The sequence below is a fragment of the Nostoc sp. C052 genome (assembly GCF_013393905.1).
Taxonomy (GTDB): Bacteria; Cyanobacteriota; Cyanobacteriia; order Cyanobacteriales; family Nostocaceae; genus Nostoc.
On the sequence record NZ_CP040272.1, the window covers coordinates 3,840,727 to 3,865,456 of the forward strand.

The window sequence follows — 24,730 nt, forward strand, 5'->3', positions numbered from 1 at the left end:
CAATTACTTATAACTTTAACCATCCAAATAGTTGCCCTACAGTTAATTGTAGATCGCTAACTAAATCGGGAACTGGTAATATTTCTTGTTCTTCTTGTAAAAGTTCTGGTTGCTGCTTTGGCGGATAAACTAAAACAGAGCGATCGCCTGGATCAATTAACCAACCTAAACGACTACCATGTTTTAAACAATGTAGAATATTTCCGGTTACTTTAGTCTGGCTTTGATCCGGCGAAAGAATCTCAATCGTCCAGTCTGGATATGTATTGAAGACATTAGCGATATCTCCACGTTCATCTACAGGAATCCGTTCCCAAGCAAACACAGCTACATCAGGGACTATTGAACGTCCGCCAAAAGTACACCGCAATTCTGGAAATGCAAGGGCAATTTTTCGACTTTCACCTACTTCATTTATACCTGTGACTAACTTACCCTGTAATTTGCTATGTTTTCCTTGTGGCATTGGCTTTTGAATAATTTGACCGTTGATATATTCTGAGCTAGGCTTTGTTTCTGGTAGTTTCAAAAACTCTTCTAAAGTTAGGGGTTTAGTTGGTGATGTGACCATGTGCTTGTACCTCCCAAATTTTCATTTAATTAATTATCCTAAATAAGCTTTTTTGACTCGCTCATCACTAATTAATTCTGATGCTGCACCTGTTAAAGTTATAGAACCAGCCTCTAGAACATAACCGCGATCGGCAATTTGTAGCGCCAGATTTGCGTTTTGTTCAACTAACAAAATAGTCACCCCTGTAGCCCGGAGATTTTCAATAATTGAGAAGATTTCTCGGACGATCGCAGGTGCTAAACCCAAGCTAGGCTCGTCTAAAAGCAACAGTTGTGGTTTACTCATGACAGCACGTGCGATCGCTAACATTTGTTGTTCACCACCGCTGAGGGTTCCTGCTAGTTGATTGCGTCTTTGGGATAAGCGGGGAAATAGCTCAAATTGGCGCTGAATATCTGCTTTGATCTCTGCTTGATTAGAGCGAATATAAGCACCCAAAAGTAAATTATCAAATACTGTTTGCCGCGCTAACACTCTGCGTCCTTCAGGACAATGGGCAATACCAAGTTGTACAACCTCATGAGTTTGGCGGCGGGTAATATTATGTCCATTATAGATAATTACACCATTCTTAGGATTAACTACTTTACTTATGGCGCGGAGTGTAGTAGTTTTACCAGCACCATTAGCACCAATTAAAGTAACTACTTCGCCTTTTTGAATAATTAAATTAATCTTTTTGAGAGCTTGGATACCGCCATAATTTACATCAAGTTCTTGAACTTCTAAAATTGTATAATTTGGTCTACTATCGGCTTTCATTTGCAGTTTACATCCAGAAATATTGATTCAAAACCTAACATACATCAATCATACATTTCTTAAAACAGTGCGTAGACATTGCTGAAACTTTAAACCAACGCCATAATACTGCAATCTTTATGATGTACCATTAATTACTGATAAAGATATCAAGCGTCCTGTGGCAAAAGTAGCAGATATTGGTAGCAAGCGACTAATTAATTTAGCTCCAGATGCATGGGTACAATGGGTGACACAGCGTCCTGAAGTGGTGGCAAAAGAAATTCTCGGTTCTGAATTTCAGTGGATTAGTCGGGAAGCTGAACCAATTAGAATCATTGCTAGCATTTTTTGCTAGCTTTGTGTTAGACACGCCTTTAGTGCAACAAATCATGAGGTTGGATATGGCAGTATTGCGAGAATCGCCTTGGTATCAGGAAATTGAGCAAAGAGGTATTCAGCTAGGTGCGCGACGGCAGCTAATTCGGGTATTGGAACAACGCTTTGGCGAAATTCCTCATGAAGTGGAAGTAAGGCTTGAGGGCAAGAGTGTGGAACAATTAGAAACTTTAATGGATAGCGCGATCGCAGTGAATTCTTTAGAAGAATTTGTGAGTATTTTGTCTACATAAATTCATTCATTTCCCAAATAAGCTTCAATTACAGCCGGATCATTTCTAACTATAGATGGTTCACCCAAAGCAATTAATTGACCAAAATCTAATACAGCAATGCGATCGCACAAACCCATAACCAATGGTACATGGTGTTCTATAAGGATAATCGTCAAATTGAAGCGATCGCGCAGGCTGCGGATAAATTCACTCAATTGCTGCTTTTCGTTGGGGTTCATTCCCGCCGCCGGTTCATCAAGAAGTAAAATTTGTGGTTGTAATGCTAAAGCGCGGGCAATTTCCAGCCGACGCTGATCGCCGTAAGCAAAGTTTTTGGCTTTTTCGTGAGCGCGATCGCTTAATCCCACCAAACTCAATAAATCTAAAGCTTTTTGTTTAGTCTTCAATTCTTCACGAGGCGCTGGTGGTAATCCTAGAACTCCTGTAATCATATTACTTTTAGTGTGTAAATGTCGGGCAATTATCACATTTTCCAATGCTGATAATTCCCCAAACAACCGGATATTTTGGAAGGTGCGGGCGATACCTAAAGCCGCAATTTGATGGGGACGAAGTTGGGAAACTTCTGCACCTTGATAAATTAATTTACCGCTAGAAGGTGGAATAAAGGCAGTAATCAAATTAAACAGTGTTGTTTTGCCAGCACCATTAGGGCCAATTAATCCAAAAATCTCATATTTATTAACACTAAAAGACACATTATTTACCGCCACTAAACCACCAAAGCGGCGAGTCAATGCTCTTGATTCTAAGACAATACTGCTGTTACTTCCTGGAATACTATGTGACATTTTTGCATACTATTATGAATATAAAACTTACGCAATAACTCTCTAAAAATATTACTCCTTTGCGGTTCGTTTTTTCCTTTGAAAAATATCTGGAGTAATTAGCCCTTGAGGGAAAAAGATTGTTCCTATTACTATAAGTAAGCCAAAAATAATTAATCTCCCATCTCGCAAAAACTGCGCTAACCAATTAGGTAAACCACCAGTATCAGCAAGGCTTCGCAGAATCTCTGGTAAAGCTGTAAATACCATACCACCAACTACCGGCCCTAAAAAAGTTCTTGAACCACCAATTAAAACAAAAGTTAAATATATAATACTGGCATCAAAAGTACCTTGACGAGCATTCCAGGTATTGAGAAAGTGGGCACTAATAGCACCTACAACCCCTGCAAGTATAGCCCCTAGTGTAAATGCTAAAACTTTGTAATAAGTGGGATCAATTCCCATTGCACCCGCAGCTAATTCATCTTCGCGGATAGCGATAAAAGCCCTTCCCACGCGGATACGTTCTAAACGGTAAAGCAGCACCATACTAATTAATAGTAAAGGCAAAGCAATCCATAAATACTCAAGTTGTGTTTGGAAAGGTTGAGGAATTCCAAAAATTCCGACAGCGCCGCCTGTAATATCCAGATTGAGGGAGATGACGCGCAGAACTTCCACAAAAGCGATAGTTGCGATCGCTAAATAAATTCCTCGCAATCTCAATGCTGGAATTCCCACTATTACACCCAATACACCAGAAATTATACCCGCAATTAACATCTCCAATAACAACAATGGAATAGGAAATAAACCACTACTAGGAGTTAAAATTTTTGTGGATAAAATTGCTGCAATATACCCACCTAAAGCATAAAATCCTGGACTAGCTAAAGACAATTGCCCTGTCATTAGCGGTAAGTAAAGCGATAGTCCTAATAGCGCCCCTAATACCATAGAGACAATTAAAGAAGCGTAAGTAGCGAAAAAATCGGCCATTTTAATACATTTTGATTAGGCTTAATCAAACTATTGCTTTTATCAACTCTTAAGCTGTTAATATTTGCTCTGCTGTCAGCGCCAGTTCAGGAAAAGTTCGTGACACAATCCGTTCTGAACCTCTAAAATGTGTGCATTGGTATTTCCCATCAGCATCTAATAGAAAAACAAATACAGCCGGAATTTTCGGATTTCCTAAATACTCTCTTAGCCCGATTGCTAAATAATCTACAATCCAATATTCTGTAATACCTAAGCGTTGATATTCATCTAACTTATCAATGTAGTCATCTTCCCAATTAGTTGATGTCACCTCTACAGCTAACTGGATAGGTTCTTCAAGTGCAGCATAAGCAGAACGATTTGAGCGCCATTTATCTTTGTCTATGACACTTACATCAGGCTTGCGCCCTTGTTCTATGCCATTAGCAGTTATAGTTTTAAGTAATGCTGTGTTTTTTACTACGTAATTCAGATTTAGACGTTTAATTTCATCATTAAAACTAAATAATAGAAACTCAGCGACATCATCATGATTTCTAGTTGCATGCACTTCTACAATTTCTCCATCGACAAGTTCATATAAACCTGACTCTGGACATTGTTCTAAAAATTGCTCAAAAGTTAACTTTTGTTTGGTGTATGTTTTCATAACGCTACGTCTCTTTAAACTTTCTGAATAAACCGTCGCCCTAGTAAACCTTGGGGTCTAACTAATAGCATGATAAACAAAATTCCAAAGGCTACTGCGTCTTTATATCCAGAGTATTCGGCGGGTACAAACGCTTCCACTAATCCAATTACTAAGCCTCCTACAACTGCACCAGGAATACTACCTAAACCACCTAAGACAATTACCGCTAAACCCCGCAAACCAAAAGCAATACCGAAATATGGCCCTGCAATACTAACACTAGAAGCGACTAAAGTTCCGGCTAATCCTGCTAAAAAACTGCTGATGAAGAATGTTAAGATGATAAAGCGATCGCTATTAATTCCTAACAAACTAGCTGTAGTTGGATCTTCTGCGATCGCTTGCATTGCTTTACCATATTTAGTCCGATTGATAAAATAGGTAAGAATTGCCACAATCACCACTGATACAGTAAAAATTACCACCTGAACACTGCGAATCGGAATTGGGTTTTCTGGGCTACCAAAATTAATCGCTGGTGGCAAATTACCGTAAGTATTTGCGGGGTATGTATAACTTTCCGCACCTACCAAATACTGGATCAAATTCACAATTACCACTGCTACCCCTAAGCTGGAAACAACAGTTAGTAAAGGATCAGATCCTTGACGGCGCAGAGGTTGAAAAGCAACGCGTTCCATTACTACCCCTACCAATCCCGCCAAGGTACTTCCTAAAATCAAGGCGATCGCAAATGGTAATTTTATCGGCAGGGCTGCATTAGCTAACAAGCCATTAAATCCAAAGTTGCCACCCATAAGTGCATAAGTGAAATATGCACCCAAGGTAAAAATCGCGCCATGAGCTAAATTAATTATGCCCAAAATAGAATAAACCAAGGTATATCCTAAGGCAAAAATTGCATAGACGCTGCCGATGGACAACCCATTTAATAATTGCTGTAAAAATAGATTGATATTCATTTAGCAATTATTTTAGAAATGTAAATTTACCTTTGCTCCCGTCTTTTTCCATCTTGATTTGGGCAACATAGAAATCTTTTTGCACAACTTCACCTATGGGAGTAAAACCAATTTCACCCAGCGGTGTATTGTATGTTCCGGCAAGTATCTGTTTATTTAATTCTGTCCGCAATTCTGGTAGCTGTAATTTGTTAACTTTACTCTTTTTATCTAAAGCTTGGAGTGCTTCGACATAAACCTGTACTGCTGTAAAAGTTTGAGCGCTAAATTGGGGTGGCTCTTTTTTGTATTCGTCAGTATAGGCTTTACGAAATGCTGCGTTAATTTCACCTGGATGTTCTGGACTATAAGCTTGGGCAATCAATACGCCATCACAAAGGGCTTTACAAACTGGCAATAAATTCGATGTATTTAAACCATTTCCACCGACAATTAAGCCTTTATAACCAAGTTCTCGCAATTGTCTGACTAAATTCCCACCATCAGCAGCCAAGCCCGAAATAATGACCAAATCTGGTTTGAGATTAATGGCATTGGTCGCTTGACTTTGAAAATCTGTATCACTGGTTTGGAACTTTTGGACTGTTATTAATTCCAGCCCTTGATCCTTAACTGTTTGTTGAAAAATTTCCGTTTCTGACTTGCTAAAAGCGTCATTTTGAGCATAGAAAACTGCGACTTTTTTAAGTTGGGGATTTTGCTTAAGTGCAGCTTTCACTGAATTAGGCGCGACAACGGAAACTGGTGCGGAAACACGAGCAACGTAATCACCAATTTCGGGAATGCCTTTAGCAGTATTTGATGGGCCAATAATTGGTACTTTTGCACGTTCACCAATGGGGTCAGCACTAAAGGCTTGCTGTGATAAAGTTGGGCCTACAATACCGACAACTTTATCTTTGTTAATGAGAGTTTGAAAAGCGTTAATTGCCCCGGCTTCATCACCACTAGTATCTTGAAACACTAATTTAATTGGTGTGCCATTAACCCCACCTTTACTATTAAAATACTTCTCGGCAAGTTTGGCTCCAGCAACTTCCTCTTGTCCTAGTAATGCCACATTGCTAGTTTGAGCAACAGCAATACCGATGGGAATAGCACCTGATAATGTGGCGGTATCGCTTGCAGCGTTACTTGGGGTACTTGAACTATTAGTTGGAGAACTTGTCGCAGGGGTATTGCCACCACCACCATCACCACAGCCTGTTAGTAGTAAAGCGCAAGTTGATAATAATGCTGTTGTCCGAGCGATCGCGTTGTTCATCGTTGAATAATCATGTAGTTATGAGATATTCGTGAAAAGCTCATAATCTGCAAATAAAATGACGCAGATTTACACTTTTGCACGAATTCTATTAAATCACTCTTATTTCACCATGCAAAGAGAAATATTCAAAGTGTTTGTAAATACAAATTATTATAATTAGTAATGATTTTATCATTGCTCCGTTCTAGTGCTATGAAGTTGCTGACAAATTCTCCGGGTTAGAGGGTCTGTGTTAACCAGGAAATTTTAGGTTGTTGAGTATTCAGTCAGAAATTTTAAGTCTTTTTTTCACTACCAGCTAATTCCTTTGGTTCGTAGTGACGGCAAGCGTTACATGGGCCTTCGGGATTGATGGCACAGCGAATGTAGCCAGATCGAGCATTAAACTTGCAGCTGATATCGCCAATGAGATAACCCACTCCTTCTAAATAATAGCGATCGCCTGCAACCGATCTCACATTTTGCCGTCCCTGCACCACTGGAAAATTCATCGCTGCTTGTCTCATCCGTAAGCGCGATCGCTGGGTTTTGCGGATCATCCACAGGGAAAACAGGGACGGTAAAAAACCAACGGCAATCACTAAAAGTGTCTTTAACACCTTCTTTTTACCTCTTCTGTGCGCTGATTGATTTTCCCTGATGTTGCACTCTAGTTTTACGGAAGTGCAAATATTAGGGCAGCTTTGCCTTTTTGCTACCAACTATGGTTGCAATTAGCAATGGCATTGTGGTATCAAGCAATTTTGAAAAAGAAGTTCTTTCCACCACTTCAATCAGCATAACTGCTACAACCTCAAGGGTGAGATGCCGTTGAATGTCAATAATTTTAAGATTTGTTAACTAATACCTTTTTGAACAAGCATTTGGTGTCAGCCTTAGCGCCATTCTTGTTTTTTCTGTGTCGCTGTGATGCTAATCTTTTTTTGGTTTGCTGACGAAGTTGCTGTGCTAGGAGTGCGGCTTCCCTTTCGGCTCGGAATAAATCAACTCTTCGCGTTGTCAAAACAAATGATTCATCCGGCTTTCGTTTCACCCAAGGGACGCTAACTGCGAAATACTGACAAATATTTTTGTATGCTTCCTGATTTAGAACTGGGTAACGTTTTTGAGTATTTAATGTGTTCGCGATCGCTTTCAACTCCAATATCGCTGCTTCTAACTCTTCTGCCATCTGATTAATACGTTCGACTTGCGTGATTAAACGCTCCCGTTCACTGATGATTTTTTCCTCTTGGGGTTGCAATGGCACTATAGCAGTAGTTACAGATGTTGGCTGCAACAGCGAAACTTTCAACAAAATGGGCTTTTTGTCCGTGTTTTGAATTTTTTTCATACTACTACCTCAAGTAAGGCTAGCTGACTTGTAAGGCATTGTAGCAGTATTTTAGTACATTTGTACTAAAATATTTTGCCATGCTCATTACTCAGCACTCTTCATTTCTATGATGCTGATGGATACTTATATATATGGGAATTAAAAATTTAACTATGGAAAAACAGCCGATACAAGTAATTGGAGGTGGACTAGCTGGAACAGAAGCAGCGTGGCAAATAGCTCAAGCTGGAGTACCAGTAATTCTCCATGAAATGCGTCCAAAGCGATTTAGTCCTGCTCATCATACAGAACATTTAGCAGAACTAGTGTGTAGTAATTCCTTTGGGGCAATGGCAAGCGATCGCGCAGCAGGATTATTGCACGAAGAGTTACGCCAACTAGGTTCTATCGTCATCTCCAAAGCTGATGAACACGCCGTCCCGGCTGGTGGGGCGCTAGCTGTGGATCGGGGACAATTTGGCCAAGACTTGACTGAAACTTTAGCACATCATCCTTTAATTGAATTCCGTCGGGGTGAAGTGTCTGCGATTCCCGAAGGAATTGTGGTTTTAGCAACCGGGCCTTTAACTAGTCCCGACTTAGCAGAGGATTTGCTCCGCTTTACAGGCATGGAATACCTGAGCTTTTTCGATGCAGCGAGTCCGATTATCGTCGGAGAATCGATTAACCGTGACATTGCTTTTATGGCATCACGTTATGACAAAGGCGAAGCCGCTTATCTCAACTGCCCAATGAATAAAGAGCAGTACTTGCATTTTAGGGAAGAACTCTGTAAAGCTGAACAAATAGAACTCAAGGGTTTTGAACGGGAAACAGCGAAATTTTTTGAAGCTTGTTTACCCATAGAAGAATTAGCACATCGGGGGGAAGATACCATGCGTTACGGCCCCCTAAAGCCGGTGGGATTGTCAGATACTCGCACAGCGGAACGTCCTTATGCTGTGGTGCAGTTGCGACAAGAAGATAAAGCCGGTCAACTGTGGAATATGGTAGGGTTTCAAACTAACCTACGTTGGGGCGAGCAAAAGCGCATATTTCAGTTAATTCCCAGTTTGGAAAAGGCAGAGTTTGTGAGGCTGGGAGTGATGCACCGCAACACTTTTATTAATGCTCCCCAGCTAATGCATCCTACCTTGCAATTTAAAGCGCGTCCGACACTATTAGCTGCTGGACAGTTGATTGGTACTGAAGGCTACACCGCCGCCGCTGCGGGTGGCTGCTTGGCGGGAATTAATGCAGCGCGGTTAGCTTTGGGTAAAGAAGCTTTAGTTTTACCACCAACAACAATGATGGGTGCGTTATTGGAATTTATTAGTTCTGCTTCGCCCAAGCATTTCCAACCAATGCCGCCCAACTTTGGGATTTTTCCCGATTTAGGAGTGAAAATCAAAAGTAAACCAGAGCGTTATGGACGTTATCGCGATCGCTCTTTAGCTGATTTGGCAAACTGGAAAGTTAATCGTAATTAATAGACATCTGGTAAAAAAGTAGAGACGTAGCACTGCTACGTCTCTACAAGGGTTCTGGGTAACGCACGCTAAACCTGGACACACCAAAGTAATTAAGAGAATTGCTATACGTGCATTCATATATACCACCCGCTAATATATCTGCTCAATGCTGACATAGCTGGAATCCTTGTGTTACAACTTGGCAGACCAATTTAATAATGCGTTGGAGTGGGTGAATCAGATTTTGGGAATAATCCTCATAGTGTTTGAAAGCATATTTGTGGTGGGGCTTCGCACTATGAGAGCGCGATTTCTAGAAAAAAAGCAGATTTATTGCTGTTTCTCGATTGCATTTTGCTGCATCTTGTGCATTTGCTTGGCATTAATTCCAGCCTACGCAACATCCACAGGATCTATTGATAATTTGCGACAACAGCAGCAACAGATGAACCAGCAGCATCAGAGTGTGGTTCAAGATCGCGATCGCTTAACAAATCTCCAACGAGAGGCCCAAAAAAACCTCACTGGCTTAAACCAAAATGTGCAAACTACAGATAGCTACATTCAAGAGAGCGAATCACGATTACAACTCGCCGCCCAACGTCTCCAGAAGTTAGAAGCTGATTTAGATGTGGCGGAACGTTCATATCAGGAGCGTCAAGTAGCAACAGTAGCACGATTGCGTTATCTCCAGCGATCGCCTGCTTCTTTTGGATGGGCAGTTTTGCTTGAAAGTGAAAATATCAGCGACTTTTTCAGCCGTCGTCATCAGTTGAAGTTAGTCTATCAGGCAGACCAGAAAATTTTGCTAAAACTCAACACCCAAGCAAAGCTGATCGATAAACAAAAAACAGAAGTAGAACAGCAAAAAAATGAAATTGCCTTGATTCGTGAGCAACTGCTGGCACAAAAAGCCGATTATCAAACTCAGGCGCAATCGCAATCAGAATTGATTCAACGCCTCAATAGCGATCGCCTGGCCTTAGAAGCGGCACAAAATCAGCTAGAAAGGGAATCGAAAAATCTGGAAGTCTTGATTCAACAAAAAGTAGCAGAAGCCAGATCCTCAGAAGAAGCCCAAACAAAAACCAACAGCCGTACAAATATCATCATCCGGGGAACTGGTGTCATGACATATCCCAGCGATGCTCCTACTAGCAGTCCCTTTGGCTGGCGGATACACCCTATTCTTGGCTATCGTCGCTTTCACGCCGGCTTAGACTTTGCCGCTAGCTATGGCAGTAAAATTCGGGCAGCCGATTCAGGAAAAGTAATTTTTGCTGGGTGGTATGGTGGCTATGGCAGAGCAGTAATTATCGACCACGGCAATGGCCTGACGACACTCTACGGTCATACCAGCGAGTTGTATGTCACCGAAGGACAAGCAGTTGAACGCGGACAAGCGATCGGTGCTGTCGGTTCCACGGGTTTCTCAACTGGCCCTCACCTCCACTTTGAAGTGCGTCGCAATGGTACACCAGTTAACCCCACTGATTATCTTTAACTCAACGAAGAGGAAAGGGGAATAAAAAACCTTTACCCTTTACCCTTTACCCTTTAACCTTTACCCTTTACCCTTTAACCAAACCGTATTGAATGCACTCCTGCTCCCCTGCCTCTTGGTCATTGCCAATTCGACCGCAAGTTTTATCGCAGACGTGCTATAATCAGAAAGAATTAAGGGCGCGTAGCTCAGTGGATAGAGCAACAGATTCCGGTTCTGTGGGTCGGGGGTTCAAATCCCTCCGCGCTCGTTACCTTATAAGACTAAGCACAAAATCGAGAGGTCATTTTCTCTCACAGGATAAAACCAATCTACCCTATGAGACAGAATTGCAACGGATAGCTGGAATACAGAAAAATTATAGGTTTATTGAATATCAATATTTTCTAAAAGTGTAAACCTAGTATATGAAAGCATTGATATATATACGTTGCTTTTAATACCTTTACCGTACCTGAATACCCACTTTATTCAGGAAATATACAGAGTTTTTTATTTTTTAAAGCACTTGTCTCAAATCTGTTAGTTTCGAGATTTCCTAAATCTGTGAAGTGGGAATTGGGAATCGGGAATCGGGGGACAAGAAGAATAACCAATGCCCAATGCCCAATGCCCTCTATTCTGGTAACTTATATTGCCCAACAATACGCTTGGCAAACTCTGGAACGTGCGCTTCCAATTTCTCTGGATGATTTCGCTTCACATACAAATAATTCCGGGTAAAGTGAGAATCAATGGAAAACCGAGCATATTCCAGACCCTTGGGGCCGATTTTTTCAATCACCACACCCATCAGTTTTGCCGCCCACATTGGGAGGGTAACGCCTTTATCGTAAGCGGGAATACTTTGCTGTACAGCTTCCTTGCGGTTGCCTTTAGATGTCACTGGTTGAGTGTCTAACTGGTCTTTCACCAAATCCAGCATTTCCTTACCAGTGTCATTTCTAACTACAATCCACTGCCAGCCGAAGGGTGCGCCCATGTAGCCAACGACTAAATCGGCTAGGGAGTTGACGTAGTCAAAGCAACTCATACAAGATGGGGCAAAGACATCTTTGAGTTTGTTAGTCTTCAAGCCAAAGAAAGGCACGGTTTCTGATGAGCCATCCTCATGTTTGAAGTGAACCCGAAAGTCTTGCATGAATTCGTAATGTACAACTGTATCAGGCGATCGGCTGGTAGTTTCTAAGAATTTTTGCAGTCCGGCGCGGTTAACATTATCTACGCAGGGCGTACCCAAAACATACAGCTTTTCTAAACCAAGTTGTTTTTCGACGGCTCGTAATGCCTGAATTTGGCAACCAACACCAATTACTAATAGTCGTTTCATCCCCGATTTTTCTATCTGTTCCAACACCGAAAGGTTAGGTGATAGTGTTGGTTTATTTACCCGCGCTGCTAGTATTTCTTCTGGAGTCCGGGCAATGATGGGCATGGGTTGAAAGCGGTCTTCTTTGGTATTTTGCACGCAGACGACACCTTCAACTAAGCCGCGATTGAGCATTTCAATGGCAATGCTACTAACAATTCCCGTCCATTGTGCGCCTTCGATGGGTTGTTGTTTTCGCGCCGCTATCATGTCTTGGTGAACACCAAAGTAGAGTTCATCAGGATTTTCAAGATGGCGCGATCGCGTGTGCGTTTCTTCTTCAAGTTCGCCTATTTGCTGATTAATAAAAGCGCAGGCTTCCTTGACATAATGAATATAGTATGTATCGCATAGTCCACACTCGCTACACAGTTCTTTCGCAGGGCGGCGGCTGGTAGGTTTTAAGGCTCTGGCTTTTTTGTGAGGAGAAACTGAGGTCATATAAACTTTTTGTTTTATCCAGGAATCGCTTTTATTACAATACCTTTACTGGCTATGAACTTACAGCAGTTTTCATGTATTTGAACCACATCTGTCGTAAGGGCACAGCATTGCTGTGCCCCTACCGCGTGGTCGAAAATAGCTGTAACGATAGAAATTTCTGGTGTGCTGACTTATTCTTTCTAATCCTAATTCCCTTGATACACAGATAAAAGCAGGCATTCCCAAACTAGCCTTGGTTGAGCGTAAGCAAGTAAGTGTTTACGAGCTTGTTCTAACTGCTTGATGATGCTAGGTTGATGCCACTGCTGCCAGTAGAACTGCTGAAGATAATCAACTAACCACAGTTGTGCTTCTGTATCTAAATCCTTATCAATTTTTTTGGCTAGTTCTAAGGCGTTACGGTAAGATTTAGGTGCTTTTTTCAAGTCTTCGAGTAATTCCGGGGGAATAGCTTGTAATTGCTCATAAGATGCGATCGCACTTCCAGCACTACCAGCTGCTATGCTCAATACTGCCTGATTTTGTAAAATTTCCTGATGACCTGTTTGTGTGAGTACAACAGCCAAAGACTGTGCATCTAAGCGATAAAAAGGAATGCGTTGACAGCGTGATACTAAAGTCGGCAATACAGACTCAGGTGTAGGTGCAATTAAAATTAACGTCGCCTGTCCTGGTTCTTCTAAGGTTTTAAGTAAAGCATTGGCTGCGGCTTCTGCCATTGTTTGGGCTTCTTCTAGCACTACCACATTCCTCGGCGCTTCTAAGGGCGGACGACCTAAAAACTCAGTAATGCCCCGAATTTGCTCTAGTCGAATTACAGGTGGTGCTTTACGCTTGAGTCCTTTTTCGGCTGCTTCTGTTGCTGTTAATCGTTGTCCTTGGTGTTGGTACGTTGGTTGCACCCACAATAAAGCTGGGTGATTGCCTTGACGCAAACGGTTTTGTAAAGACGCAGTAACTTCCATCCCACTAGAAAATAGCAATTCCACAAAGCATCTAGCTGCTAAACTTCTGCCGACACCATCTGGCCCCACAAATAGGTAAGCTGGAGGAACCCGATTTTGTTTGACAGCTTGAGTGAGTAATTCTATGGCTTGCTGTTGTGCTACAACTGGCGCAAATGGGTTAATAGTCAAAGCTTTTATTTAAAATTTCAAAAACTAAAAAAACGTTTTCTAAGCGATCGCATTTCATCAATTTTCTTCTTTCAATATTGTTTTCAGTATCTACATATCCTTTCAAAACTGCACCCCGTACTAATAATCATTAGTCATTATTTATTTCACAAAGGACTAATGACTAATGACTAATGACAATTAATAAGCTTTTGTTGGCAGTTGTTGCTCTAATTTCAGCAATGCTGCAACTCGCATTTCTGTAGCAGGGTGACTAGAGAATAAGTTACCCAAAAATTGTCCAGAGATGGAATTGATAATTAATAATGGCTCATAAGCTGGATTGGCATTTAAAGGCATCTGCTTTGCTGAAGCTTCTAACCGTTGCAATGCTCTAGCTAAGGCACGAGGATTACCAGTTAATCTCGCTGAACCAGCATCAGCAGAAAATTCTCGTGTGCGCGAAATTGCTAGCTGAATGATTGTCGCTGCCACTGGTGCAAGCACGACTGTTAATAAAACTCCTATTGGATTTCCACCTCTGTTGTCATCTCGTGAACTACCGCCAAACCATAAGCTGTAACTAACCATTTGGGCTAAAAATGAGATAGCACCAGCCACAGTTGCAGCAACGGCTTGTGTCAGGGTGTCACGATTAATAATATGAGTAAGTTCGTGAGCAATAACGCCTTCGAGTTCGTCCTCTGGCAATATATTTAAAATACCTTCAGTGACAGCGACAGCAGCGTGTTCGGGATCGCGCCCGGTTGCGAAGGCGTTAGCGCCAAGGCTTGGAACAATGTAAACTCTAGGCATGGGAATGTTAGCGCGATCGCTCAATCTCTGCACCATCCGATAAAGTCCTGGTGCTTCCCTTTCACTTACAGGTTGTGCTTGGTATACTGCTAGGGCAATCTTATCTGATTGATACCAGGAAAACAGGTTTGTGACAGCTGCCAAGCCAATCCCGATAATCAAACCACTAGAACCGCCAATTACCCAATAACTAATTGCAATCAAAAGACCACTTAGCGCAGCAAGCAAAGCAGCCGTTTTCAATTGATTTGTCATAATTTTTGCTCTCCTGCTAATGCTGTGTAAATGTTTGAGAAAACAGCATTACTTCAGCTACATTTTGATTTTATCTAGCTAAACTTAGATATATGGTACAGAAAACCTATCAGATAAGTACGGTTTTCCCACTTAACTTTTAAGAATGGTAATTTAGTTGTTTTTGATATGTATCTATTAATGATATAATTCCCATAGTATAGATACGAAAAACGCATCTATCTACAGAAATAAATTTTTGATATCGGCAGAAATTATAAGTGCAATGTCTACGCCATGAGTTTAAGATCCAGTTACTTATAGAGATTCTGAGTCTATCCCTTCTGCTTGATATACCTGCTCGGTAAATAGCTGAAAGTCTAATTCGCACGCCTTCAAAGCTTCAGTGGCTTGTGAGTATCCTTGTGCATCAAACAAATCGCGATCGCGGATTTTTGGCAACCAAGAACGCAGTTTAGTTAGTTCCACCTCGTTCTCTTCCAGTTCTGCAAAAGTGAGGTTACTTATTCTCCGTTCCTCGCTCAATTCGCTATGGAAATCCCGACATTGCCCCAAAAACTCTTGATATTCTTGGTCTGCCTGCTGTTGAAAACGCTCTATTAACATAGCATTTTGCTGAGGTTCGTCAATCCAAATAGTTAACAAATCTGCTTCACCGCCACCTGCTACAATATCCGCTTTCAATTCTTCCAAATGGCTCCGCAAGTCTTTCCGCTGTGGTAGCAAGCACACCGACTGCTGTAGATAAAGTGCGCCCAATCCCTTAAGCTTACGCCAAACATACACCCGCTGCGTCGAAGGCTGTGCGGGTACTTTGTAGACTAAGAGGTTCCAAGATTCTCTATCCATAGAGGTATTGTAACAAGTGTTGCATTCAATTTAATTTATTGTTAGGTTGATTAATGAAACATCTGTTGCATTTAAAAAAATTTATGAATCTGAACTATCAAGTTGGCAGCATTAGACTTATCCTTAATATAAACAAAGTGGGATAATAAAAAACGGAGTAAAAATTATATGTAGATAATATGACAAACCCTTTAGCAAGAATTGAATCACATCCCCACGAAGCAAAACGATTAATAGGGATTAATTATGACCAGTTTTTAGCATTGGTATCCTTAGCGGAAAAAAGGCATAGAGAGAAACAAGCAGAAATTGAAAAAAATAAAGTTCGGATTATTGCCAAGGGAGGCGGACGCAAACCAGAGATGTCACCGAAAGAAGGAATATGCTTGTGTCTAGTTTACCTCAGACAAAAACCAATTTTTGAAATTTTAGGGTTACTCTTTGATATTTCCAAAACAAAAGCGAATGATGCTTTTAACTATTGGGTAGATATTTTGAGAGAAATTTTACCAGCATCTCAAATAGAAGAAGCGTCAGTAGATAGTCAAAAATATCAAGAATTGCAGCAAATGCTGTCCGAGTATGAATTAATTGTTGATAGTGCAGAACAGGCTACAGCGAGACCTGTAGACTATCAAGAACAAAAAGATATTACTCTGGTAAGAAAAAAATGCATACTCTAAAAAACCAGTTTATTGTCTTACCAGGTGGTGAAGATATTGTAGATATCTGTGTGGGAATGCTGGGAAAAACAAGTGATATTAATTTATTTCGAGATACTCGGAATAAATTTGCTGACTCACAAAGGTTTATAGGTGATAAGGCCTATATTGGAGATGATGCCATTACCACACCTCATAAGAAACGAAAGAATACAGAAATTTCGGAATTCCAAAAACAAGAGAATAAACAACTTTCGTCTCGCAGAATTGCCGTTGAACACATGATATGTCGGGTAAAAATATTTCGAGTAGCCTCGGAAAAATTCCGTCTCGCTCGTCATCGATATAGTCAGGTAATTCTGGCAGTTTGTGGGCTGATTAGGTTAAGACTTAATCGCTTAGTATCCTTAACCATTAATACTTAATTTTTTATCCTGAAATTGATTTCATCGTTTTGTACTTTTTACTCTAATTTTAATTTTTTGTCTCAGAATGCCGCCAAACACCTATTTTCTCGTAGAGTAAGATAGCGATCGCCTATTCAATCTGAATTGCTCAAACCCATTCACAGTAAGCATTTACATTTTGCGGATAAGTCTATTGACTGGAGTCCCATCATCCAAAAGATGGAACCTCAGGGGAATTGTCACTTACCTGCATATCCAGGGGATTTAAAAACTGTTTTACTGAACCATGCTGGTTTGGCTCAACATCCTCAAGGCGAGAAAGCCTATCAGATAGCGAGAGAAATCGCCCGATTGACTACCTTCAGTGATGCAGAAATCACCTATTGGTTCTCAAGAATTATAGAACTAATTTAGTAATACTATTTTCCAAAATCTTTGCAGCAAATAAATCGGCTGTAAGGGTGTAAATATTTATCAATTATAGATGTAGCAGAAACAGGCAATATGCAGCTACAAAATAAATTCGTCCAGAAAATTCCTCGGACTGTTTGGGTTTTGGGGTTTGTCAGTCTGCTGACAGATATTAGTTCCGAGATGATTAATTCTGTGTTGCCCTTATTTCTAGTGTCAGTATTAGGGGCGAATATCTGGACTGTGGGCATCATTGAAGGCATTGCAGAAGCAACAGCTTCAATTTTAAAAGTTTTTTCGGGAGTATTGAGTGATTATTTAGGACATCGTAAAGGATTAGCGGTATTTGGGTACGGATTATCAACCTTTGTAAAACCTCTATTTGCTGTAGCTACCAATCCAACTGGGGTATTAATAGCTCGATTTGGCGATCGCATTGGCAAAGGGATTCGGGTAGCGCCGCGCGATGCTTTAGTTGCCGATTCTACTAACGCAGAGGTACGCGGTGCAGCTTATGGATTGCGTCAATCTCTCGATACTATCGGAGCATTCTTGGGGCCTTTGGCAGCATTTGCCCTGATGGCTGCTTCCCAAAATAACTTCCGCCTGGTTTTTTGGCTAGCACTCATCCCTGGATTCTTTGCGGTGGCTTTATTAGCAGTGGGAGTGCGCGAACCAAAAACAACTAAAACTCAAGAAAACCGAAGCAATCCTCTGCAATGGGAAGCTTTACGCAGTTTGGGTAAAGGATACTGGGTGCTTGTATTAGTGGCACTGCTATTCAATTTAGGCAACTCCAGCGATGCTTTTTTATTGCTGCGAGCTGAACAAACAGGTATTTCTGCTTCACTCATCCCATTAACATTAGTGGTGATGAACATCGCCTATTCATTGAGCGCCTACCCAATAGGAATACTTTCCGATCGCGTAGGCAAATTTGGGTTACTAGTAGGCGGATTTCTCCTATACGCCCTAGTGTATCTAGGCTTCGCTTTTGTGCAAACATCTTGGCAAACCTGGGGATTGTTTGCCCTTTATGGTTTGCATTTGGGTATGAGTAAAGGATTGCTGTTGGCGCTAGTGGCAAATAGTATGCCTGCAAATCTGCGCGGCACTGCTTTTGGCTTCCTCAACTTGGCTGTGGGATTAGCACTTTTACCCGCCAGCCTGCTAGCTGGTGGCTTGTGGCAAACATTGGGAGCAGAGGCGACATTTATAACTGGGAGCTTGTTTGCGATCGCTGCTGTCTTATTGCTGGTAATTAATAAGAAAAAATATTTACAAATATAGGGAAAGAGAAGGGTAAGTAATAAGAATTAAATAACATACAATTCTATTCAGTTTTGAATTTTCAAATCTTCCCAGTACTCAGTACCCAGCCCCTAATCCCCAGTTCAATCTGTATCCTCAACAAATGATTTCAACCGGGCTGTAACTCTTAATTTACTAAGCCTTCGCACTAGTAACAGAGCTTGTTGTTTATATAATGCTCTTGGTAACTGTGCAGGCAAATTATGCATCAACTCTCTAGCAGTGCCAATGTTACATCCTGATATTATACTTATTTCATTTGCACCATCAAAAATAGCATCTTGAGCTAAAACTTTCTCAACCTGTACTTGCCAAGTTCGAGGAAACATTTCACCTCGCTCAATCCGCTGGAGGCTATTGCTATTTGCCAGAACAACCAGGCGATCGCCAACAGCAAGTTGTGTATGATCGGCAGGCATTAACTTAACAGGCGATCGCCTGAGGCTTTGGTATAAAATTGGCACAACTCCATAACCATAAGCAATCTCAGCCAATATTAATCCATTCAATGTATCTCCAGCCTCAATCATGTACTCTACTACCAAAATAGTTTGAGTATCGAAGTTGAACAAGCTAAGAATATTTTCTCCAAAAGCCGCAGCAGCAAATACTTCTGCTGAAATAGCAGAGGTGCAAATAACTTGAGCATAAGGAAACAACCGTGCTACGTTATCACGAAAATATTGGTCGTAAGTCCGAATAATCACACGAGTGTTAGGACTCTTAGCGTATGCCATCAAAGCTATTTCCAGATTCTCCATGTCATCATCCGTAACGACAACGACACTTTTACTATTAGCGAGATTCACCTTGCCTAAAGCATCAGCAATATTATCAATAATCAGCGGTATTTTGTTGAGAAAATCGGCATTTAGTGCTGTGCTGCTAATACCTACCAAAGGCTGCTTGAATTCTTGTAATAAAGTAGCGACTCGCTGACCAACTCGATTTAATCCAATAAGTACAACATGGTCTTTTTGAGGGATTAATGGCTGAAAACTATTGAAAAACTTAAACCTTGAACTTAACAAAGCATCAGTTAGTAACGCATATAAAACCCCAACAAAAGCTATACCCGTTAAAGTTAGTGCGAGGCTAAACAATCGCAACCACCCAGGCATATTTTCCGCTGGCTCTGGTGGTGTTTTAAAATTCACACCGCCAAAAACATCTCCATATCCTCCTAAAAGTAAGATAGCAATAGCATAAAATGCTTCTACTATGTTACTTCCAGGATAATTTAAGATATAGATAATTGTTCCAAAACACCAAAGAGAAAGTACTGTAATTCCGCAGATAATTGCCACCCGCAAACTCTGATAACGAGAGAATGTTCGCGAGAGATATGCCATTTTATGTTTGAAATTATTCCACGCTCTGCCTAATACAATTTCTTGCCATAATTGCTGCCAGTTATATTTACGCACAGTAGCAAGTTGCTTCAAACTTTTAACTTGCTCTGTAACTTCAATATAAATAATCGTATCACCTGGGTATAATATCGCTTCTGGTTCCCACTGATGAAATTCTTTAGGCAAGAGAGATGAATCATTAGCATGATTCAATACCCGACGATATAAGGTATTTAGTTCATGTATACGCCATTTATTGCCCCAGTTATCACCCATTTTAATCTGACGCTTTACTACCCGAAATTGGCGTTCCTCCAGTTGGAAATATCCAAGATTATCATCTCCAAGGGCTGCAACTGCAAAGCCAGAAGCGGAAATTTGATTCGGCTCAAAGGCAATAAAATTACCAAGAGTCTGACTTAAAAGCTCATTGAGATTTTGTTTGTCAGAACGTACAACCAAGCGAACTTGAGGATTTAAAAGCCTCGCAGCAAAAGCAGCTTCTATATTTACCCGTTCATTACCAGTAACTAAAATAACAGTTCTGCACTGAGAAATATTTGCCTGTTCTAAAACACTGGATTGACGACAATCTCCGATTAATAACTGTTCTAATAAACTTGATAAGTTTGATACCTGCAAATTTTTAGGTTGTTCTTGATCGATAGCATTGACAATAGCACCATACTCTTTCAGTACTGCAACACAATGCTGACCCAAACTTCCTAGCCCACAAACTAAAAACCGATCTAGTTTTGTTTGAGAATCTTTAACAGGCTGATAATTAGTTTCTGATGATGGCAGCATATAATACCGCCAATGATACACGTTATTTATATCGTAGAATATCAAAGGTATTGACCGACAGCAAAAATGGTATTATTAAGTTAATTAAATTATTAACGGCGATGGAGCTCGCCAAAACCGCCTTTCTAGAGAGATAAACTCTTATCTAGAAGGCTGATGGCTCCTACTTTCCTTGCTTACTGCGGGAGAGTAGGGCTTGGCTAAATGCATTACCTGACTCCCCTGTAGAAAGTATTTGTCTACGAACCACACTTCAAGGAGTCATGGGATGAAACGCTTTCGTAAATTTGAACCGTTTATTGCCTTACCCCACTTAATCAAGTGGTTGCCTATTTCTTTTGTGGTTGGTATTTTTGCTGGAACTGCTTCGGCGGCTCTTTTAGCATCATTGGAATGGGCAACTGATTGGCGGGAATCGCATCGGTGGATTATCGCCTTGCTTCCTCTTGGTGGCTTCTTGAGTGGTTGGATTTATCATCAATTCGGTCGGACTGTAGAAGCTGGAAATAACCTTTTACTTGAAGAGATTCATAACCCCAAAAATATTATTCCCTTTCGTATGGCTCCTTTAGTTTTACTAGGAACAGACCTTACCCATTTTTTTGGTGGTTCAGCCGGTCGTGAAGGTACAGCATTACAAATGGGTGCTTCTTTGGCAGATCAGTTAACTAAAATATTGCATTTTCAAGGGGCTAATCGGCGAATTTTGTTAACAGCAGGTATCAGTGGAGGATTCGCTTCCGTTTTCGGCACTCCCTTAGCTGGAACCGTATTTGGTCTGGAAGTTTTAGCCATTGGTAAAGTTCATTATGACGCTCTTTTTCCTTCTTTAATTGCTGCGATCGTTGGCAATCAAGTAACCTTACTATTAGGTTTACATCATACCGCATACCGACACGCTCCGTTAATACCGACGCTCACAATTTGGGGACTGATTTCTGCCATTATTGCAGGTGTAATCTTTGGAATGGTTGCAAGATTTTTTGCGAAAGTAACTCACCAAATCAGTCACTTGTTTAAAGCAAAGATATCTTATCCTCCAATGCGTCCTTTGATAGGCGGTGCGATCATCGCAATAATCGTTGGATTGAGTGGAACAACCAAGTATATTGGGCTTGGTATTCCAACTATCGTTGATTCCTTCTACAATCAGCTACCTCCTTGGGATTTTGCCGCAAAATTGGGTTTGACTGCTTTAACTCTAGGAGCAGGTTTTAAGGGTGGAGAAGTGACACCTTTGTTTTTTATTGGTGCAACTTTAGGTAATGCTTTATCGTTACTTTTAGCATTACCTGCACCGCTGTTAGCAGGAATGGGATTTGTGGGTGTATTTGCGGGTGCAGCAAATACACCTTTGGTATCTACTTTAATGGGAATTGAACTATTTGGTTTGGAATCGGGAATATTTATTGCTATTAGCTGTGTAGTCAGCTATTTATTTTCAGGACATTCTGGAATTTACTCCGCACAGCGTATTGGGCTAAGTAAATACTCTGCTGTATATTTAGAAGAAGGGATAACTTTGGCAAATTACGGACGAAAAAAAGTTGAGCCAAAAATTGATTTACCTGATGGTAGTGAAGAACTATGAGTCCTAATAATGATTATAGAGTCCCTTACAAACTTTAGTTTATTTATGCCTATAGTAATCCTATTTGATTTGTAAGAATGACAACCCGAAAGATCCCCAACTTCTTGAAGAAGTCGGGGATCTTTTTTCTTACAGATGATTCAAAATTGCTATATCAAGAGGTTGCAAGTGAATTTTAAGCCAGAGCGACTGCTGGTTGCTGCCAACGTCCCACAGCCTTGCCAATGACTGCTAATTCTTGCATCAAGTTATCGAAACGGTCTGGTGTCAGAGATTGGGGCCCGTCAGATAAAGCTTTGGCAGGGTTGGGGTGAACCTCTATCATCAGAGAATCTGTACCAGCTGCGATCGCAGCCATTGCCATTGAAGGCACAAACTCAGACCAGCCTACGCCGTGACTAGGGTCAATCATAATTGGCAGGTGGGTGAGCTTTCGCAACACTGGCACTACTGATAAATCCAGTGTATTTCGCGTATACTGCCGGTCAAAGGTGCGTATTCCCCGTTCGCACAAAATTACATTGGGATTACCAGATGCCAAAACATACTCAGCCGCCATCAACCAATCTTCAATAGTAGCTGCCATTCCCCGCTTCAAAAGAACTGGTTTCGGCTGCGCTCCCACTTTTTTGAGCAAGGAGAAATTCTGCATATTCCTTGCCCCCACCTGAATCACGTCAGCTACTTCTGCTATTTTATCCAGATCAGCAGCATCCATCACTTCTGTAATAATACCTAGTCCGCTGACTTCCCGCGCCTTTGCCAACAAATCCAAAGCACTCTCGCCGTGTCCTTGGAAGGCGTAAGGTGAAGTCCGGGGTTTGTATGCCCCTCCGCGCAAAAATAAGGCTCCAGCAGCCTTGACGCGCCGCGCTGTCTCCACGATCATTTCTTCATTTTCTACTGAGCAGGGGCCAGCCACAACTACCAAAGGCTGATGTTCGCCAAATACTACCGCTCCATTGGGAGTATTAACCACTACTTCCGAAGCTTCACCGTGGCGGTACTGGCGGCTGGCTCGTTTGTAAGGTTGCTCAACCCGCAACACCTGCTCAATCCAGGGGCTAACTTCCTGAACTTGTAGTGGATCTAAGTTGGCGGTTTCGCCTACTAGACCAATAACTACTTTGTGTTGACCAACAATTTTTTCTGGAGTTAGCCCCCAGCTAGTTAGTTCCTCATCAATGCGGTTTATTTCCGCCTCTGGGGAACCACTTTTCATTACTATAATCATGTTAAAGTTCCTAATTAATTGAGTAAAATTTTCTGTAAATGGGATAACTTTATTGTTGCCTATTGGCTAATTACGAGTAGTTAAAAATAAAATTTGTTTACAAAATAAGTCAATAAAGTGTGGCGCTCAGTCAGTAGTTTCACTACTGAATAACTTAATATGGGGTATAAAAAAGATTCTATAATTTTAATTAGCAATGTTGAAGTTATAAAATTTCAACTTCAACATTCACTTTCTCATTTACCCAATACCGCCGTTATTTAATTCCTGAGCGCCGTTCGTTTATGAGTTTTTTTGCCGAGTTTCGCGCCAAGCTTCCACCATTCGTCCCCAATTGGTGTTGAATTCACCAAAACCCAGCAAACTCCCGACTTTTTCTTCATCCCAAGAGGCAGAGAGAACGCCATAAGTTATCCCTAAGACCCCCAAACCAAATAACCCCATATTCACCAATAACACGGCGATGGGAGGTAGTTTGATGTCGGAGTAGATAGCAAGCAGATAGCTGACTACCAGAGCGCTAATACCCAAAGCTGTTGGTACACCACAGAACCCAGCAACCCGTCGAATCATGCGCTGGCTGACTACTTGGGGAATTGCCATCTCTTGTTTGGTGTAACGCGCTTTTTTCTCAGCCTGTTTGGCAGATTCTTGTGGCTGTGCTGCTGGTTTACTTTGAGTTTTTGCGGGTTTTTGGCGCTTTTTGTTTGGTTCAAAGGGCAAGCGACTGCGTTCAGATTCTTCAGCAGACATAAGCGGTAGTCCTATCCACGAATACCCAGACGAGCAATCAAAGCTTGATACTTTTCCCGGCTTTCCTGCGATATATAAGCTAGAAGACGCTTGCGTTGACCAATTAGCTTCAACAATCCTCGACGGGAAGAATGGTCTTTTTTATTTGCCTGGAGATGTTCGCTGAGGCGGTTAATGCGCTCAGTGAGCATGGCAACTTGGACATCGGCCGAGCCAGTGTCGGTTTCGTGAACTTGGTAGGTGGAAATTATTTCTTGTTTCCGCAGTTGCGTGAGGGCCATGATCGATTCAGTTTCTAGTTTTTCTAAATGTATGTAGCAGTCTCCCATAATATCACAGCCCTCAAGCTGGATGTGAAATGACTATGTTGCTATGATTTGTATTTTTTTATACTCAATTAAGTCAAATCCCTATGATACTTTGTTTCAATCTCTACTGTTGATTGCAATCTGTATCT

Annotated in this window: 24 protein-coding genes, 1 tRNA gene, 1 pseudogene and 1 riboswitch; of the genes and pseudogenes, 9 read left to right on the forward strand and 17 right to left on the reverse strand. The window is 41.2% G+C overall.

The window, feature by feature from the left end:
• Positions 1 to 7 precede the first annotated feature (7 nt).
• Positions 8 to 571, reverse strand: coding sequence for a Uma2 family endonuclease (locus FD723_RS15730; protein WP_179066153.1), 564 nt, complete (start codon positions 569 to 571; stop codon positions 8 to 10).
• A gap of 33 nt (positions 572 to 604) precedes the next feature.
• Positions 605 to 1,336: an ABC transporter ATP-binding protein gene (locus FD723_RS15735; RefSeq protein ID WP_179066154.1), complete on the reverse strand. Its 732-nt coding sequence runs from the start codon at positions 1,334 to 1,336 to the stop codon at positions 605 to 607.
• A gap of 160 nt (positions 1,337 to 1,496) precedes the next feature.
• On the opposite strand from FD723_RS15735, the pseudogene FD723_RS15740 reads away from it, so the two are divergent.
• Positions 1,497 to 1,947 (forward strand): annotated as a pseudogene (locus tag FD723_RS15740) (DUF4351 domain-containing protein).
• A gap of 2 nt (positions 1,948 to 1,949) precedes the next feature.
• On the opposite strand, the gene FD723_RS15745 reads toward FD723_RS15740, so the two are convergent.
• The 7 genes from FD723_RS15745 to FD723_RS15775 form a co-directional block, all read right to left on the reverse strand.
• Positions 1,950 to 2,741, reverse strand: a complete 792-nt coding sequence (locus FD723_RS15745) for an ABC transporter ATP-binding protein (protein ID WP_179066155.1) — start codon at positions 2,739 to 2,741, stop codon at positions 1,950 to 1,952.
• A gap of 51 nt (positions 2,742 to 2,792) precedes the next feature.
• On the reverse strand, positions 2,793 to 3,722 hold the full coding sequence (locus tag FD723_RS15750; RefSeq protein ID WP_179066156.1) for a branched-chain amino acid ABC transporter permease: 930 nt from the start codon (positions 3,720 to 3,722) through the stop codon (positions 2,793 to 2,795).
• 49 nt (positions 3,723 to 3,771) lie between these two features.
• Positions 3,772 to 4,374 carry a Uma2 family endonuclease gene (locus FD723_RS15755; RefSeq protein ID WP_179066157.1) on the reverse strand — a complete coding sequence of 201 codons (603 nt, stop codon included), beginning with the start codon at positions 4,372 to 4,374 and terminating at the stop codon, positions 3,772 to 3,774.
• Positions 4,375 to 4,388: 14 nt separating this feature from the next.
• Positions 4,389 to 5,339: a branched-chain amino acid ABC transporter permease gene (locus tag FD723_RS15760; protein WP_179066158.1), complete on the reverse strand. Its 951-nt coding sequence runs from the start codon at positions 5,337 to 5,339 to the stop codon at positions 4,389 to 4,391.
• 7 nt (positions 5,340 to 5,346) lie between these two features.
• On the reverse strand, positions 5,347 to 6,603 hold the full coding sequence (locus FD723_RS15765) for an ABC transporter substrate-binding protein (RefSeq protein ID WP_179066159.1): 1,257 nt from the start codon (positions 6,601 to 6,603) through the stop codon (positions 5,347 to 5,349).
• A 278-nt stretch (positions 6,604 to 6,881) separates the two neighbouring features.
• Positions 6,882 to 7,205: a DUF6464 family protein gene (locus FD723_RS15770; protein WP_179066160.1), complete on the reverse strand. Its 324-nt coding sequence runs from the start codon at positions 7,203 to 7,205 to the stop codon at positions 6,882 to 6,884.
• A gap of 227 nt (positions 7,206 to 7,432) precedes the next feature.
• Complete coding sequence (locus tag FD723_RS15775) at positions 7,433 to 7,939, reverse strand: hypothetical protein (RefSeq protein ID WP_179066161.1); 507 nt, start codon at positions 7,937 to 7,939, stop codon at positions 7,433 to 7,435.
• A 155-nt stretch (positions 7,940 to 8,094) separates the two neighbouring features.
• Between FD723_RS15775 and trmFO the strand changes: the two genes are divergently transcribed.
• The 3 genes from trmFO to FD723_RS15790 all read left to right on the forward strand — a co-directional run bounded on the left by trmFO (position 8,095) and on the right by FD723_RS15790 (position 11,147).
• A complete protein-coding gene (trmFO, locus tag FD723_RS15780; RefSeq protein ID WP_179069163.1) occupies positions 8,095 to 9,411 on the forward strand; it encodes an FADH(2)-oxidizing methylenetetrahydrofolate--tRNA-(uracil(54)-C(5))-methyltransferase TrmFO in 1,317 nt (438 codons plus the stop codon).
• A gap of 280 nt (positions 9,412 to 9,691) precedes the next feature.
• Entirely contained in the window at positions 9,692 to 10,897 is a 1,206-nt protein-coding gene (locus FD723_RS15785; protein WP_179066162.1) for a murein hydrolase activator EnvC, read from the forward strand.
• 177 nt (positions 10,898 to 11,074) lie between these two features.
• Positions 11,075 to 11,147, forward strand: a tRNA-Arg gene (locus FD723_RS15790).
• A gap of 366 nt (positions 11,148 to 11,513) precedes the next feature.
• Here FD723_RS15790 and FD723_RS15795 read toward each other — a convergent pair.
• The 4 genes from FD723_RS15795 to FD723_RS15810 all read right to left on the reverse strand — a co-directional run bounded on the left by FD723_RS15795 (position 11,514) and on the right by FD723_RS15810 (position 15,745).
• Positions 11,514 to 12,707: a Coenzyme F420 hydrogenase/dehydrogenase, beta subunit C-terminal domain gene (locus FD723_RS15795; RefSeq protein ID WP_179066163.1), complete on the reverse strand. Its 1,194-nt coding sequence runs from the start codon at positions 12,705 to 12,707 to the stop codon at positions 11,514 to 11,516.
• Positions 12,708 to 12,895: 188 nt separating this feature from the next.
• Positions 12,896 to 13,846 (reverse strand): DNA polymerase III subunit delta', encoded by a 951-nt coding sequence (locus FD723_RS15800; protein WP_179066164.1) that lies wholly within the window; start codon positions 13,844 to 13,846, stop codon positions 12,896 to 12,898.
• Positions 13,847 to 14,026: 180 nt separating this feature from the next.
• Positions 14,027 to 14,896, reverse strand: coding sequence for a zinc metalloprotease HtpX (locus FD723_RS15805; protein ID WP_179066165.1), 870 nt, complete (start codon positions 14,894 to 14,896; stop codon positions 14,027 to 14,029).
• Between the two features lie 297 nt (positions 14,897 to 15,193).
• Complete coding sequence (locus FD723_RS15810) at positions 15,194 to 15,745, reverse strand: Chromate resistance protein ChrB (RefSeq protein ID WP_179066166.1); 552 nt, start codon at positions 15,743 to 15,745, stop codon at positions 15,194 to 15,196.
• 179 nt (positions 15,746 to 15,924) lie between these two features.
• Here FD723_RS15810 and FD723_RS42835 point away from each other — a divergent pair, with 179 nt between their 5' ends.
• The 4 genes from FD723_RS42835 (at position 15,925) to FD723_RS15825 (ending at position 18,515) form a co-directional block, all read left to right on the forward strand.
• A complete protein-coding gene (locus FD723_RS42835; protein ID WP_256874931.1) occupies positions 15,925 to 16,428 on the forward strand; it encodes a transposase family protein in 504 nt (167 codons plus the stop codon).
• Complete coding sequence (locus tag FD723_RS42840; RefSeq protein ID WP_256874853.1) at positions 16,416 to 16,832, forward strand: transposase family protein; 417 nt, start codon at positions 16,416 to 16,418, stop codon at positions 16,830 to 16,832. The genes FD723_RS42835 and FD723_RS42840 overlap by 13 nt, the downstream gene beginning before the upstream one ends.
• Positions 16,833 to 17,033: 201 nt before the next feature.
• Entirely contained in the window at positions 17,034 to 17,228 is a 195-nt protein-coding gene (locus tag FD723_RS15820; RefSeq protein ID WP_179066167.1) for a hypothetical protein, read from the forward strand.
• A 90-nt stretch (positions 17,229 to 17,318) separates the two neighbouring features.
• Positions 17,319 to 18,515: an MFS transporter gene (locus tag FD723_RS15825; protein ID WP_179066168.1), complete on the forward strand. Its 1,197-nt coding sequence runs from the start codon at positions 17,319 to 17,321 to the stop codon at positions 18,513 to 18,515.
• 104 nt (positions 18,516 to 18,619) lie between these two features.
• Here FD723_RS15825 and FD723_RS15830 read toward each other — a convergent pair whose 3' ends face one another.
• Positions 18,620 to 20,695: a TrkA family potassium uptake protein gene (locus FD723_RS15830; RefSeq protein WP_179066169.1), complete on the reverse strand. Its 2,076-nt coding sequence runs from the start codon at positions 20,693 to 20,695 to the stop codon at positions 18,620 to 18,622.
• A gap of 88 nt (positions 20,696 to 20,783) precedes the next feature.
• Positions 20,784 to 20,868: riboswitch (Fluoride riboswitch) on the forward strand.
• Positions 20,869 to 20,963: 95 nt separating this feature from the next.
• Between FD723_RS15830 and FD723_RS15835 the strand changes: the two genes are divergently transcribed.
• Positions 20,964 to 22,286 carry a voltage-gated chloride channel family protein gene (locus FD723_RS15835; protein WP_179066170.1) on the forward strand — a complete coding sequence of 441 codons (1,323 nt, stop codon included), beginning with the start codon at positions 20,964 to 20,966 and terminating at the stop codon, positions 22,284 to 22,286.
• A 175-nt stretch (positions 22,287 to 22,461) separates the two neighbouring features.
• Here the strand turns inward: FD723_RS15835 and aroF are convergent, their stop codons facing one another.
• The 3 genes from aroF to rpsO form a co-directional block, all read right to left on the reverse strand.
• Positions 22,462 to 23,520 carry a 3-deoxy-7-phosphoheptulonate synthase gene (gene aroF / locus FD723_RS15840; RefSeq protein WP_179066171.1) on the reverse strand — a complete coding sequence of 353 codons (1,059 nt, stop codon included), beginning with the start codon at positions 23,518 to 23,520 and terminating at the stop codon, positions 22,462 to 22,464.
• 282 nt (positions 23,521 to 23,802) lie between these two features.
• Positions 23,803 to 24,273 (reverse strand): PAM68 family protein, encoded by a 471-nt coding sequence (locus FD723_RS15845; protein ID WP_179066172.1) that lies wholly within the window; start codon positions 24,271 to 24,273, stop codon positions 23,803 to 23,805.
• An 11-nt stretch (positions 24,274 to 24,284) separates the two neighbouring features.
• Positions 24,285 to 24,554, reverse strand: a complete 270-nt coding sequence (rpsO, locus tag FD723_RS15850) for a 30S ribosomal protein S15 (protein ID WP_094343580.1) — start codon at positions 24,552 to 24,554, stop codon at positions 24,285 to 24,287.
• Positions 24,555 to 24,730: the final 176 nt, after the last annotated feature.